This is a genomic window from Bacteroides sp. D20 (assembly GCF_003436255.1).
Classification (GTDB): Bacteria; Bacteroidota; Bacteroidia; order Bacteroidales; family Bacteroidaceae; genus Bacteroides; species Bacteroides uniformis.
The window spans coordinates 192126-206340 of sequence record NZ_QSOO01000004.1 but is presented as its reverse complement, the minus strand read 5'-3'; the positions used below and the strand labels follow the sequence as shown (position 1 = coordinate 206340).

Genomic DNA, 14215 nt, shown 5'->3' with positions numbered 1-14215 from the left:
GTTAGTTAAGTCCTAATAGTTAGTTTGCTTTATTTGCTCTCAGCATTAGCTATTGATACACGTACTCTGCTTAATGTTTCCAATGTCATCTGAAGATATGAAGCAATCATTGTCAAAGGTGCTCTTCTAGTTATTTCAGGAAAATGTTGCTGTAATCTAGCGTATCTGTCATTTGCTGATTCGAAACGTAAAATGTCAGCCTTTAATTGTGATAACATTAAGGAATTTTCAAAAAAACTCCGATATAGATAAGCTATATCACCATTAGCATCAGAAAGTTCTTCCATTATATCACGCGGAATTTCCCATAAAACACTGTTTTCTACAGCATCCATCATAAGATGTGTTGGCTCTCGGTTAAAATAGCTGTCAATACACCAGACAACATCTTTTTCACATGCTAAATGTTCTATCACATCCTTATCATGCTTTAGGTAGTGCTGTCTAATAAATCCCTTTTCTATATAAAATAGGCAATTACAGATATCACCTTCATTTAGAATTATATCACCTTTTTGATATTTCTTAGGCTGAATAATATCTGCAAAAAGGCGAATATTCTCCAACTTAAGTTTGCGATTAGGGCATGTTTCAGCTATAATCTGTTTTGCAATGTCAAATTGAATACTCATAGGCTAAAGTTATTTATATCCAACATTTTGTTTCAATTTTGGGTTCAAGTCTATACTTTTTTGTGGAATAGGAAAAACTGTGGTATACCCATTTTTCTCATCAGCCAGTTGGACTCGCTGATCGTATGATTTGTGATAAACTCCAAAACGCACCATATCTTGTCGTCGCCAGCCTTCCCATACTAACTCCAACAAACGCTCTTTCAATATGTTCTCAAGCGTAGCTTCTCGATATGGCATACCAACACGACCTCGGACTTCGTTCAACTCCAACGAGCCATCCTCACCATTACGTACCTTTGCCTCGGACTTCATCAGGAGAGCATCGGCATAGCGGAATAGCACGATGTCGTTATCCGGTTGTCTACCGTCGGAATGTGAGGTCCTATCAACCTCATATTTTGCCATACGAGCACCAGCTGTCTTGACATAGGAGCTTCCCGTAAGATTCAACTTTAGCTCCAATGGGAAATACTCCAACTGCTGTCCATTGTCCATCATTACAGGCTTTCCATCAACCTCTACGATGCCGGCATAGAAGTTCTTTTCAAAGCGAGCATCTACATCATCTGTGCCGTATCCGTTGGCTAAGACTGTTGAGATATTGGCACTGGTACCATTTTCCGATGAGCCACCCAACGCACCGCCATGGTTGTAGTGTCGTGATCGGAAGAGATACCAGAACTGCGCAGCATAGAGGTTCTTATCCAACGGAATGGTGAATATGTTTTCGTTGGAGTTCTCGTTATGCACAGAGAAATTATAGCTATAATCGTCCTCCAACCGATAACCTACCTCGGCAAGTTTATTGCAATATTTGATACAGGTCTGCCAAGCGTTGAGTTTCTCACCATCGACGGTGAAAAATATCTCTTTACCGTTCCGTGGAACGCCATCAGTCCAATTATCATCACAATATATCTCGGCATTAAGAGCCAACTTAGCCAAAAGGAAATTAGCTACAGGTGTTGTTATACGACCATAGTAGTTACCCATCTTATTACTACGCTCATTTGGCAACAACTCGGCAACCTCCTGCAACTCATTCACGATAAAACGGAAAACCTCGCTACGCTCGCTCTGCACAACTTCATCCTGCGGTTGTTCATAGGATGTTACGATGGGCACTCTGCCATACATATCCATAATGTAGTAGTAGAAAAGTGCTCTCAGAGCTCGCACCTCAGCTTCGTAGGCCACTCTCTGCTCCTCAGATAGGTTATGGCTATACTTATCGATGATATGCAGAGATTTGTTCGATAACACAACAACCTTGTAGAGGTATTTCCAAGTATTGTAGAGTGGTAAATCATTAGGACTCCACTTATGCTGATACATATTCGTCCACAAACCTCCATCGTACCAGTCGCCACCACGAATAGGTATCATGGCTTCGTCTGTAGTAAGTGTGTTATAGTCATAAATCCCACGACAGGTCCCCTGTAAACCCTCACTGTCTGCACTGCCACCAATGTAATTGTAGAGCACAGCCACTGCATTAATATATATGTTGTTGGCATTGTTGTAAATGTCTTCTTCATAAAGTTGATCTCTAGGGTCTTCAGTAAGACAAGAGGTCATCATCGTTGCCAAAGCAACCATCAATATGTTTATATATCTTTTCATAACTGTAAGCGGTTAGAATTGAATACTAAGACCTAACGAATAGGTACGATATAAAGGATAGGTGCGTTTGTCGTCAATGCCCAAAGTGTTGCTTACTACATAACTGTTTATCATTGGAGTAAGACCGCTATAGCCTGTGATTGTTGCAAGGTTGCTAATGCCTGCCGAAAGACGCAATGACTTCACAGCCTTGGATTTCATTGGAATATTGTAGCCTATGGTAATATGTTCAATATTTACATAGTCACCTTTTTCCAACCAATAGTCTGAAACATTCTGATCAATAATATTTTTTTCAGGAGCACCCTTCAATACATTGTAGTCAGGGAATATAGACATATTGGTATAAGCCAAGCCCGTGCCATTGAATATCTTATGACCGAAAGCACCATTTATCTGCATGGCAATATCAAAGGACTTGTAACGGAAACTGATGTTTGATCCAATAGTTACCTTGGGGGTTGCCTGACCTGCTATATACCTGTCTCCGCCATCGCTAAAATCAATCTCGCCATCATCATTCAAATCTTCAATATCGTAACTGTAGCCACCAAGTTCATTTTCTTTAAGCCCTTTGCAGTGAGGTAGATAGAATACCCCCAATGGCTGACCTACAATCTGATATACTACATTATTGTCTCCACCGTTCTGACCTGCACCATAAAGCGAGCCAATCGGAGTAATATCTGAAGCTGTCATATGCATACCATTATACTCTCCACTAAGCGAAAGTAACTTATTCTTCTGGTAGGACATATTGAAGTTGATATTCATCTCCATATCCTTTCGTTGAATGGGAACTACCGAGATTCCTAGTTCGACACCCTGGTTAGACATCGAGCCGATATTTGCCATCAGTTTATCGAACGCAAAGGTCGGAACGGGAACATCATACTCATAGAGCATATCAGTTGTCTTTGAGTAATATAATTCCGAGGTAAGCATCAACCGATTATCCCATATACCTAAGTCAAAACCGATATTAAATGTTGAACGAGTCTCCCACTTAAGGTCCGGATTCGTGTTGCGTATACTTCCCATTGTTACGGTAGGTGCACCGTTGATGGATACGATACCATTCTCCTTTACGGTATTAAGTGTTGTATAGGATGTTATACCTCCAAGATTTCCTGACCGACCATATCCGGTTCTTAGTTTCAACATTGTTATAAAGTCAGTATCAGAGAGGAAGCCTTCTTTTTTTACATCCCAACCCAGTGATACTGATGGGAAGAATCCGAAAGTATTGTTATCGCTTACCATTGAAGAGCCATCTCCACGGAGTGCTGCCGCAATAGAATATCTATCCTTGTAACTATATGTGACACTACCCATTATTGAAGCAAGTGACGGGTCTTCATAGCTACTGCTCGTACCACCGAAAGGACGCGATGATGTTGCTCCGATGTTATTATAGGAGAAATCATTTGTTGTTATTCCTTTTGCCTGCACCCATAAACCAGTCCTTACCTGTTTAAGATATTCTGCGCCAACAACAGCATCAAGGTGTGAGTCTCCCCAAGCATTGTTATATGAGAGGGACACATTTGTAAAGTAGTCTTCACCCTTGAACTCTCCACGATAAACATTGCCTTGCGCCCACACCCATGTAGGACAAAATTGAGCATTTCCCGTAGATGAATATGAATAAGAGCCGAAAGCCGACAATATCAAATTGTCAAGGATATTAAATTTCAGCCCCAAATGTGTATTGAAATTCCGTTCTTCGGAGTCATTTTTCTCATAGAGGAGTGCTCCGGGGTGGTTGATGTGTGATGCAGCCGAGTTCTTCACCCAGTTGCCATTAACATCAGTTCCTGCTGGATATGTAGGATTCTGTGCAGCTGCCGAGTAAAACAGCATTCGTGTATCGAAAATGTCGTGTATCTTTGACGAGTAGCCATATACACCAAAATCGCCAACTAAGCGACCATCGAAAGCCTTTTGTGTAGCATCAAGTTTTACCACTAAATTTCGGTAATCGTTAACTTTGACAATTGTATTATGATCCATAAAACCGAACGATGCTCGATAGTTTGAGTTTTCCGAACCACCGCTAAAAGCCAAGTGATGCTGATGTATCAAGCCCGTACGAGTAATTACATCGTGAAAATTGGTGTTGTAGCCACCATTATTGTAATCTAATCCAAGTGCCTCTGCTGTAGCTATATACTCCGGGCCGTTGAGCATTTGCAGATGTTTATACATTGACTCGAATCCGTAGTTGCCATCATATGATATTTCGAAACCTCGCCCCGTTCCTTTCTTGGTCTTAATCTCAATTACACCTGAAGCACCACGGGAACCGTACATTGCCGTTTCGGTAGCATTCTTCAAAATAGTGAAACTCTCGATGTCTGCGGGATATATGGTAGATAGCGTAGCGATGTCAGATGTCACTCCGTCAATAATTACTAACGGGTCATTGCCACCCATAATGGATGTGGTACCACGCACACGGATACTATTCAGCATAGCGAGCCTGTCAGTCCCATTAGTGGTGACGTTCACACCGGCAGACTGACCACTCAATACATCCAAAGCATTATTCAATGGTCCCTTCTTGATATTCTCGGGCCTGATATGCTCTAATGATTTAGTCGCCGAAATGGTATCTTGTTTCTCTCTGATATTCTGTACTTGTGCATCAATTTTTTGAGCACTACAGATGAAGAACATTATGACAAGACAAAGACTGACTCTTCCCATCTTGATTCGTTAAATCTCTGTAGATTCCCCAGACCAGACAGTTAATAAATCTTATACGCAATGTATTATAAAGAGGGGGATTGGGAATCTGTACTATTTCCCTGCCTGTCCGTCCGCTTAGCCATTGTATATTTTTTTTGTTATTTCATATCAGTGATGCTGATAATCCAAGCAAGAACAGAGTAAACATCTACCTCTTTTATACATAAATCCTTTCCAAGGACTTTATAAGCGCAACCATTAACTACATTACATTACAAAGGTAACAATAATTTGTCATTTGAAGAAATTTAGAAAAAAGAAAAAGTCATTATGCGTGATATTTTTTATTTAATTACGACATTTATCAAATACAAAAAATCATAGAAGGACAAAAATCTTTAAATGATTTGATTATAAACAAACTTTAAATAGTTAAATTGCAATAATACTATACCATGGTTGTTCTTTACCTTAATGTAATACTACTGTTATATATCTGGTCATTTATCTCCTTTTGTCGGATGCAAAGGTTGCCAAACCTCTTTTAGAAAACGAAAAGTTCAAGCGGTAAACCATTTGGAGCAGTTTCGTCCTCCGTTGGAGAGTAAACAGCTCCAAAACCTTTTCTTATTCATCGGCTTGGCTGAAAACTGCATCCGGCAACGGAGATAAACGACTGACGAAATAATAGCATAAAACAGCATAGCCCCCCCTTAATAAGGCAATTTTATCAATGCTGTTTTCATTCTTTTCAGAGGACTATTATTTTCGACAGAGAGAAATTTGGCAAGCGGCAGATTTCACTCCCTCAAAAATAATAGATTTGAATTGCTGTCCTCTTGCCTTTATTGGAAATTGTAGTACCTTTGTAGTGGCTTGTGCGAACGAGCCAAGCAATGTGGAAAGATGGGAACATCGAACCATCAATAAAGTACCGAAAAGAGGGAAAATACCCTCTACCACCGCTCTTTGAGTGTTAAGAAATAATAAAAAGGTTAAATCTTCACCTTTTAGAATGTACCCCTAAAGGTTATGCCCATATTTCTGACTTATAACTCACAAAATATTGAGTAATAACTGGTTGCAAATACTATAATCTTTAAATTGTTTCTGTTGCAAAGTTACCCTCCTGCGTATTCGCTTTGCTGTATCATAATCACGGATAGCATTACCATTTTCATCTGAATTACCGCAAAGCATACCAGAAGAATTCCGAAATTTTTTCGAACGGTATCTTATCCATCCGGTCATACAAGTCTACATGATTGGCTCCGGGAACGATATACAGTTCTTTCGGTTCGCTGGCTTCTTGATAGGCATCCTCACTGAAATAGCGCGAATGTGCATGCTCGCCTGCAATGAATAGCACGGGGCGTGGTGAAATCTCTTTAATCATGGCAAACGGATAGAAGTTCATCAATGCCGCCTGACTGGTAAAGCGTATACCTTGATAGCGCGGATGATAGCCACGCAAGGGGTTGCGATAGTAATCGAAAAACTCCTTCTGCACGGCATTGGCATTTCCCAGCAGTTTCTCCGGTGTGCCAAAGCGGATACGTGCTTCTCCCGTTTCTGCTTCCTTCCAACGTTGTTCGGCAACTTCATCCAACAGTTTGCGTCTTTGTTCATCCGTCATCGAATCCCCCAAACCGTTACGGGTGGCACGCCCCATATCATACATGCTCACGGTTGCCAATGCCTTGATGCGGGGGTCGAGAGAAGCCGCACAGACAGAGAACCCGCCGCTTCCGCAGATGCCAATCACACCGATACGGTTGCGGTCAATAAACGGTTGTAGTCCGAGCCAGTCTACAGAAGCACTGAAGTCTTCCACCAATGCGTCGGGCGATACCGTGTGACGCGGTTCTCCTCCACTTTCGCCTTGATAGGAAGCATCAAAAGCCAGAGTCACGTAGCCTCGCCGTGCCATTTCCTGTGCATAGAGTCCGCTACACTGTTCTTTCACAGCCCCGAACGGGTGTCCGATGATGAGGGCTGCATAGTGTTGCGCTTCATTGAAATCCTTCGGGAGGTACATTTCGGCGCAAAGCATGATATCATACCTGTTTTTATAAAAGACCTTACGGACAGTAATTGTCGGATCTGTTTGAAAAGTCTTTGCCGGTTCATCGGATTCAGAAAGCACCATTCCGTTCCGACAGCGTGCCGCCATGATAAGTACTTCGTCTATCTGAGCCTGTGTCACGCCGTTGTGCTTGGCATGGGCAATGTGAGTATTCAACTCATTCTTCACGCCGTCCAACACCGACAAGGCAGCCACAGTAGACAGTTCACGGGTACGCCAGTCGAGATTGTCACGGCTGAATATGTCACCGAACAGATGAGCTTTCAGAAATTGGTCCAATGCCGGAGCAAATGTCAGCACTTCTCCTAGTGCCGGACGACCGAACAGTTTCAGCTGGTTTTGTCCACCGACAACAAACATATCCGAACTCTTTACCGGAGAAGGCTCCCGTCCGGCTTCATCCTTTATGCCTTGTGCTGCACGCTCTTTGGTGAGATTCATCAGCGTAACCAATGCACCCATGCTGCGTGGAAAGCCGCAATAGGCATAGAGCTGGGTAAGTACTTCTTTTTCTTCGCTCACGGTCAGCCCACAGTCAAGTCCTCTGGCAAGGATCACTTTGAGGCTGTCCTGATTGCCACGTGCGGCATACATACTGATGGCGGCAATACTTTGTTCTTTCTTGCTTAACATATTGTCCTTGTTTTGTGCCTGCGTATAAACGATACAGCATATCAGGCAGGCGATGGTTGTAATTAACTTGTTCATATTGCTTTCTGTTTAGTGATGAATTTATAAGAACTTGACAAACGCCGGTCTTTCCAGTCGGATATTTTTTCCCGTATTCTTCAGTAACCCCGTATTTCGGTTTCTTTCGAATATCTGTATGCAGTTGGCATCCCTGCAAACCACTGCCAAATAGCAACCATCCGGAGAGATGGCAAAACTTCGCGGATAAAGACCTGTTGGCTGAAATCCTATTTGAACCAATGTTCCTTTTTGGGAATCAATGGAATAAACAATTATGCCATCTTCTTTCAAGTGCTTGGAAGCATAGAGGAATTTGCCATCGGATGAAACATGGATATCTGCATTTCCCTCTGCAACGAAAGGGTCGCAGACAATTGTTTGTAAACGTTCCAACTTGCCTTCATTATAGGAGAATACAGTTATTTTACCCGAGAGTTCACTGATGAGATAAGCAAATCTGCCATTCGGGTGAAAACATATATGTCGAGGTCCTGAGCCGGAATCCATCTGTATGCGGACTACTCTTGATTCATCCAACAGAGAATGAGCCTTACCTGCTTCCGGTCGTTTGCCTATCGGAAACAGATAGATACAATCTGTTCCCAAATCGGTAGCAAGAAGGAATTTGCCATCAGGTGTAAAGGTCACGCAATGCAGATGCGATTGTTCCTGCCTTTTTTTATTCGGCCCATTTCCAGCAAAACGAATTATTTTTGTATCACGTTGCAACTTTCCTTTCTTATCCTGTGAGAATACCGTGATGCTGCCACCCTTATAATTTGCTGTCAGAACAAAGTATTCCTTTGGACTGAGAGTAATATAAATAGGAAGTTCACCGTCTGTAGATTGCGAGTTAAGCAGAGACAGCAGACCACTTTCCTTATCAAAAAGCAAAGCATTGGCAGTCGAACTTTTCCCTTCATCATCGCCTATGGCATAAATTCGATTACCAGTGCTATCAGATGTAAGGAAAGCAGGATTTGAAATCCCTCTCAGCCCACACGGATAGTCGACATCGGCAGTTTGTCCGTCAAACCGGTACATTCTGACACCTTCTTCGTCTGGCTTCATATAACATCCTACCAACAGAAATTTTGCATAAGTTCCCTTATCCGGGACATCTTCGGTTGACCGCGCTTGAATCGTAGTGAAGCTAAGCCATAAGATTAACATGACAAATAAAGCTTTTGGTTTCATCTTATTTACCTTTTTGGTTTCACTTGCAAAATTACAGCATTCACATACTGAAGATTAGACCTCAATCACTGATAAAATTACCACTTTCATCGGGCTTGGACCGGGTTAAATGTTATCTGTGAAAATGGTAAGACAGTCTGTGATTAGGGTTATATGTTCGTTGATTGAATGAACTAACTTTGTCGTCATGGAATAAAATAAATAAGGGATAGAAAAGAAACAGCTGTTCCTCAGACAGCAATGTCAATATAAATACTTATTTTTGTAAAAAACAAAAGGATGGTTATGGGAGATATAACAAGAATAGATACAGTTCAGCAGTACTGCGACCTTTTCGAAGTCGAAGCTCTGCACCCGTTGGTCAGCGTTGTGAATTGTTACGAGGTGCAGCCCATCAGACACTCAAAGAAACTGTACAACATTTATGCTGTGTTGCTGAAAGATACTGACTGCGGTACGATGAATTATGGACGGAGCCTCTATGACTATGAAAAAGGCTCCATGCTGTTTATCGCTCCGGGGCAGGTAATGGGTTCTGACGATGATGGCAGTCTGCACCAGCCGGCCGGATGGGCCCTGATGTTCCATCCCGAACTATTGCGCGGTACTTCCCTTGCACATATAATAAAAGAGTATTCTTATTTCTCATATAATGCCAACGAAGCACTGCACCTGTCAGAACAGGAGCGCAAAGTAGTCATTGAATGTATAAACAATGTAGCAGAAGAATTGAGGCATCCTATTGACAAGCACAGCCGTTCTTTGATTATTGATACCATGAAGCTTCTCCTTGACCGCTGCATCCGCTTTTATGACCGCCAGTTCATTACAAGGGAAAATGCCAACAACGATTTGTTGGCGCGTTTTGAATTGTTACTCAATAATTACTATCATTCTGCCTTGCCAACGAGTAAAGGTATTCCGACGGTACAGTATTGCGCTGACCAACTGTGTCTTTCCACCAATTATTTCAGTGACCTGGTAAAAAAGGAAACCGGTATGTCAGCAATCAAGCATATCCAGCAAAAAATTATGGATATAGCCAAAGAGCGCATCATGAACACGCAAAAAAGTATCAGTCAAATCTCAGATGAAATGGGTTTCCAATACCCGCAACATTTCACACGTTGGTTCAAGAAGATGGAAGGTTGCACACCGAACGAATATCGCAATGAAATTATAAAACAAGCGATAAACTAACTGGTCTTATCATCATTTATTCGTAGAGTCTCTTACAAATAATACTCTGGATATAACCAACAAAGCAATTAATGAACAACTTTGAAATCTTGAACCGATAAACAAAAAAGTTTGATGATCTCCTGCATACACTTTTCCCATCGGATGAACAGCTGTTGTCCGGTCTTTTTCCTGCGGTAAGTCAGGATTCCGTTCGCAATGTCTCCCTTTTTCAGATAAGCCATGTCCACAAAGGACATCCCCCGTGTGTAAAAGCAGAACAGGAACATGTCACGTGCGAAATCAAGGTGGGGTTTCAGGGACAAGTCCAGTCTTTTGATACGCCTGATATCATTTAAATGAATGGCCCGTTTCAAGGTCTTTTCCACACCTGTATAAACAGACTTGAACAGGTTCCGCTGTCCGGTCAGTCCGTTCTCCACCGCACGGTTGTAGACCGCTTTCAGAATGCGCATGTAGAACGAGATTGTATTGGGTGAGTTCCCCCTGTTTTTCAGATAAGCCTCGTATTCCATGAGCAAGTCAGAGCTAAGTTCGCCAAACAGTATATCGCTACCTTTCATAAAACTGCTGAAACTTTTGAGCGCGGCTGTATAGGTTTCAGAGGTCCGTATCTTTCCCAAACGTTTCAGCCTTACTATCTGTTGCCGGATATAGTCGTTAAACGAAGGTTCTTGTCCGCTGTCATGGAAACGTATGACGATATCATCCGCTGTAAACGGACCGGATTGGCTTAATGTCCTGATAGCCTTTTCCAGTCGGATTTTGTCCCGTCTTATCCGTTCCCCTACCGATAGAAGATAATTGTCCCGTTCCATCCCTGCAGGGTGTTGACAGGGAATGACCGCTTCGGAACGTTGGTCCCATTCCGAAGCGAAAAGTTTGTATCCGGTACTGATCTGCCTGACCACACGGTTATGAATCACCTGATAATACAGTGCGCCCTCCCTGCCTTCCGCGGACGAGGACCTGAATTTGGTTCTGATTGTTGCCATAGTGCAGTCATTTTGAATTGGGATTGTCCAGTTGCTTCCTGATTTCCTGTGCCTCCCTGAACAGCCGGTGCGCCAGACTGTCCTTGTAGGCTGCCATTTCATGGTTACGGATGCGGTTCCTGACCGAGTCCTCAAAAGCGGTCACCAGCCTTTCCACACGCCGGATCTTTTCCTCGTCCCGCTTGATGGTGAAATGCTTCTCAAGGAAGGCGATGTCGGGATCATCCCCCGGCAGGCAGATCCTGATGGCTCGGTATTTCAAATCGGCATCTTTCAAAAGCCGGTTCGTGCGGTACTGGTTGCAGTTGGTCCAGACGGAAATGATCAGTGCCAGGATCAGTGCTGAAGCTGTCGTTACCACTGCCTTGGATGCGCTTTCCAGACGGTAGGTCACCAGTCTGCGCTCCGGTTCCTTTTTCAGCAGGACCATTCTCTCATCCAGCCGTCTCACTGTCTCCTTTACAGCTTGGCAGTCTTGACTCAGGCAGTATCTAATCTTTTCCATCTCCCCGGCAAACGTTTCGGCAGACAACGGCCAGCCTTCCGACAACCGGACGGTATGGTTACGTACAGCTGCTATTTCCAAGCCGTTTTTCTCCACCGCGGATTGCAGGCGTTCCAGACGGATTTTCAGTTCCGCAATCCCTTCCGGGGAACTGGTCCGGTTTCCAACTGCGGGGCTTGTGCCTTCCACGGGCAGCGTCTCCACTTTCTTCTCGATCCTTTCAAGGCATCCGTAGATGCCTTCCAGATAATTTTCCTCTTTCATCTTTCAAAGTTTTTTGTTATACATATGGTTCACAAACTCCTTCCTTTCCTGCGCTTCTTCTTTCTCCGCAGGCGTTCCGCCTCTTTCTCGTCCTCCGTCGGTGCCACCGACGGCATGAACACGCCACCCGTACCGGTGACTTCGACCAGGTTATCAATAACAGAACCATGACTTTGTTCATGGTACGGTTGCTTTTGGGAAACGTCATTTTCCAGGGACGTGACATGGTTATGGTCCAATGCCGCATCCAGCCTTGACCAGCTGAAACTGCGGTCAATCCCACTTCCCTTGAATGACAGACCGTTCTTTATAAAGCGGATGCCCTGCACTTCATTAGTGTTTCCCTTGTACTTGAATTCCATTTCCACGCCCATTTTTAAGAGCTTATTTTGAAATTCTTTCCATGTATCTGCACTCCTCAAAGCTTCCTTGACCGCACGGTATATTTCGTATTTCACCTTTTCGGAAGCATGCAGCTTTTCCGTTTTAACGGACTGTTTGCCTTCGGAATAGGTGAGCGAATACTTGTCCTTAAGCATTTTTGTCACTTTCTCGTTGCGCCTGAAATCGTTGCTGTCGGAAATCACCTTCCCGTCGAAGTCCACCCGGTTGAAGACGATGTGGCAGTGCGGGTTGTCCGTCCCGTGATGCCTCACCACGATGAACTGCGTGTTCCGTATCCCCATCAGTTCTAGGTATTCCCCCGCCAGCCTTGCCATAAACGCGTCGGTCAGCCTCGGTGCGTCCTCCGGCTTGAAGCTGAGCGCGATGTGTCCCACCGGTTTCGCCACGTCCGGATTCAGCAGGCATTGCCACCGGAAACTTCGCGCCATCTCTTCTGCCGTTCCCAGCAGCACGCCTTCCGAGGCGATGATTTCCGCGTCGTCCTTCTGCGTCACGTAGCGTATGCAGCCGCCGAACGAGCGGCCTTTCCTGATCTTCCCTATCATGAGGCTATCCTCCTTTCGGTCTGTAATCATCCATGATCCGCTTCAGCTTTCCCAGCAGCCCCTCTATCAGCAGCCTTGTCCTGTAAAAGCCGGTCTGGTGCGAGAGCTTTGTCAGCTGGTTCAGGTTGTTAGCCATTCCCGCCAGGCTGCGCAACAGTGCGTTCTCCTCCGGTGTATGCCTTGCCGTAACGGTGGCCGCCAGTGCTGCCTCCCTGATATAGACCGCCAGACTCCGGCCGGACTTCCCTGCCCTGAACCTGAGAGCCTCGTAGCTGACGGGGGAGAACTTCACCGTCACGCCTCTGGTCAATTTACGCGTCCTGCCCAGTGCCGGACGGCCACATTTTTTCTTCATCCCATTCACATCGTTTGTCATATGTTTTTTCTTTTTCGTCCGTACTTCTTTCATTCCAAAATCTGCGACCGGCGGGAGCGGATTTGCCCTCCCAGCAACCGCCGGGCGCGGGGAGCAAGGGTTTTCGGGAATCCGGAAACATACCCTTGCTCCCCCCACAGAAAAATCCCCCCCCGCATTTTCCACATTGAAGCGGGTATACAGGGAACAGTGCATACATCGGGTATACTCCACGCCCGGTAACAGGCTGTCAGATTTTTCTCCACTGCTCGATGTCCCCACGGTAGGCGGCAAGATGCTCCCTGGCAAGGTTCTCCAGCAGTCCGGAAACGCTCATGCCACGCCCGCCGAGCCTGCGGACGACGGCGTCCAGTTCGTCCCTCACATCCTCACTGACGAACACCGTCTTGCGGTTCCTGATCTTCGGGATGGTGAGGTACGTTTCCCGGTACTCCTCCAGCGAGGCCCTGCGTTGCCTGCCGCTCGTTCTTCTTCTCACGGGGTCTTCCGGTTCCGGCGGGGTGTCCTTTCTTCTCGCCTCCCCGGATACCTCCTCCGCAACGAGCCCGGATGGAATCATCGATTCCGTCACGGAAGCGTCCGTACCGGCGGATTCCCCCGGACCGGGTTCCATCATGAGTCTTTCCCACCACTCGTCGTGGCCGGGCTCGAGACTACGGCTGTTCTTTCTGTCTGCGGTTTCGGATACCACCGTTTTCTTTCTTCTCGGTTTTTCAGTCGGTTCACTTTTCATTGTACATGGATTTTAGCTGGTTGATACTGTGGGCACGGTCTACCCGTTTGCCCGGTTGTCGGAAGCAAATAAAACGATAATAACAGACGGTGTGAAACGGACGGGTCCGATTGGCGGGGTTTGCCGCGTTATTCATATTGTTGGATCAGTCTGACAGTGATGACTTCACAAATATACGCACCGGAAATTTTCCACTCTTCGGGAACGGATCTGAACATCTGTTTACTAAAAACAAATGAATGTTAAAATCAGATTTCCATGACATCTGAT

Annotated in this window: 12 protein-coding genes; 1 reads left to right on the top strand and 11 read right to left on the bottom strand. The window is 44.8% G+C overall.

The features are described 5' to 3' along the window. Positions 1-29: 29 nt before the first annotated feature. From DXD78_RS05925 to DXD78_RS05900, 5 genes are all read right to left on the bottom strand, one after another. Positions 30-632, bottom strand: coding sequence for a Crp/Fnr family transcriptional regulator (locus DXD78_RS05925; protein WP_004295295.1), 603 nt, complete (start codon positions 630-632; stop codon positions 30-32). A 9-nt stretch (positions 633-641) separates the two neighbouring features. After that, positions 642-2258, bottom strand: coding sequence for a RagB/SusD family nutrient uptake outer membrane protein (locus DXD78_RS05920; RefSeq protein WP_005641955.1), 1617 nt, complete (start codon positions 2256-2258; stop codon positions 642-644). Positions 2259-2270: 12 nt separating this feature from the next. Beyond that, on the bottom strand, positions 2271-4967 hold the full coding sequence (locus DXD78_RS05915; protein ID WP_005835700.1) for a SusC/RagA family TonB-linked outer membrane protein: 2697 nt from the start codon (positions 4965-4967) through the stop codon (positions 2271-2273). Between the two features lie 1168 nt (positions 4968-6135). Then, entirely contained in the window at positions 6136-7743 is a 1608-nt protein-coding gene (locus DXD78_RS05905; RefSeq protein WP_005835705.1) for a carboxymuconolactone decarboxylase family protein, read from the bottom strand. 24 nt (positions 7744-7767) lie between these two features. Then, the gene (locus DXD78_RS05900; RefSeq protein WP_004295300.1) at positions 7768-8922 is read right to left on the bottom strand and encodes a lactonase family protein; all 1155 of its coding nucleotides are present in this window, start codon (positions 8920-8922) and stop codon (positions 7768-7770) included. Positions 8923-9201: 279 nt separating this feature from the next. Between DXD78_RS05900 and DXD78_RS05895 the strand changes: the two genes are divergently transcribed. After that, entirely contained in the window at positions 9202-10122 is a 921-nt protein-coding gene (locus tag DXD78_RS05895) for an AraC family transcriptional regulator (protein ID WP_004295301.1), read from the top strand. A 68-nt stretch (positions 10123-10190) separates the two neighbouring features. On the opposite strand, the gene DXD78_RS05890 is transcribed toward DXD78_RS05895, so the two are convergent. From DXD78_RS05890 to DXD78_RS21020, 6 genes are all read right to left on the bottom strand, one after another. Further along, complete coding sequence (locus tag DXD78_RS05890) at positions 10191-11117, bottom strand: site-specific integrase (protein ID WP_005641960.1); 927 nt, start codon at positions 11115-11117, stop codon at positions 10191-10193. A gap of 7 nt (positions 11118-11124) precedes the next feature. Further along, positions 11125-11886 carry a hypothetical protein gene (locus DXD78_RS05885; protein WP_004295303.1) on the bottom strand — a complete coding sequence of 254 codons (762 nt, stop codon included), beginning with the start codon at positions 11884-11886 and terminating at the stop codon, positions 11125-11127. 29 nt (positions 11887-11915) lie between these two features. After that, positions 11916-12836 (bottom strand): relaxase/mobilization nuclease domain-containing protein, encoded by a 921-nt coding sequence (locus tag DXD78_RS05880; protein ID WP_004295304.1) that lies wholly within the window; start codon positions 12834-12836, stop codon positions 11916-11918. Positions 12837-12840: 4 nt separating this feature from the next. Beyond that, positions 12841-13212, bottom strand: coding sequence for a plasmid mobilization relaxosome protein MobC (gene mobC, locus DXD78_RS05875; RefSeq protein WP_005650044.1), 372 nt, complete (start codon positions 13210-13212; stop codon positions 12841-12843). A 229-nt stretch (positions 13213-13441) separates the two neighbouring features. Continuing rightward, positions 13442-13945, bottom strand: coding sequence for a DUF3408 domain-containing protein (locus tag DXD78_RS05870; RefSeq protein ID WP_007845191.1), 504 nt, complete (start codon positions 13943-13945; stop codon positions 13442-13444). Further along, positions 13935-14081: a hypothetical protein gene (locus tag DXD78_RS21020; protein WP_005641679.1), complete on the bottom strand. Its 147-nt coding sequence runs from the start codon at positions 14079-14081 to the stop codon at positions 13935-13937. Before DXD78_RS21020 ends, DXD78_RS05870 begins: the two co-directional genes overlap by 11 nt. Positions 14082-14215 lie beyond the last annotated feature (134 nt).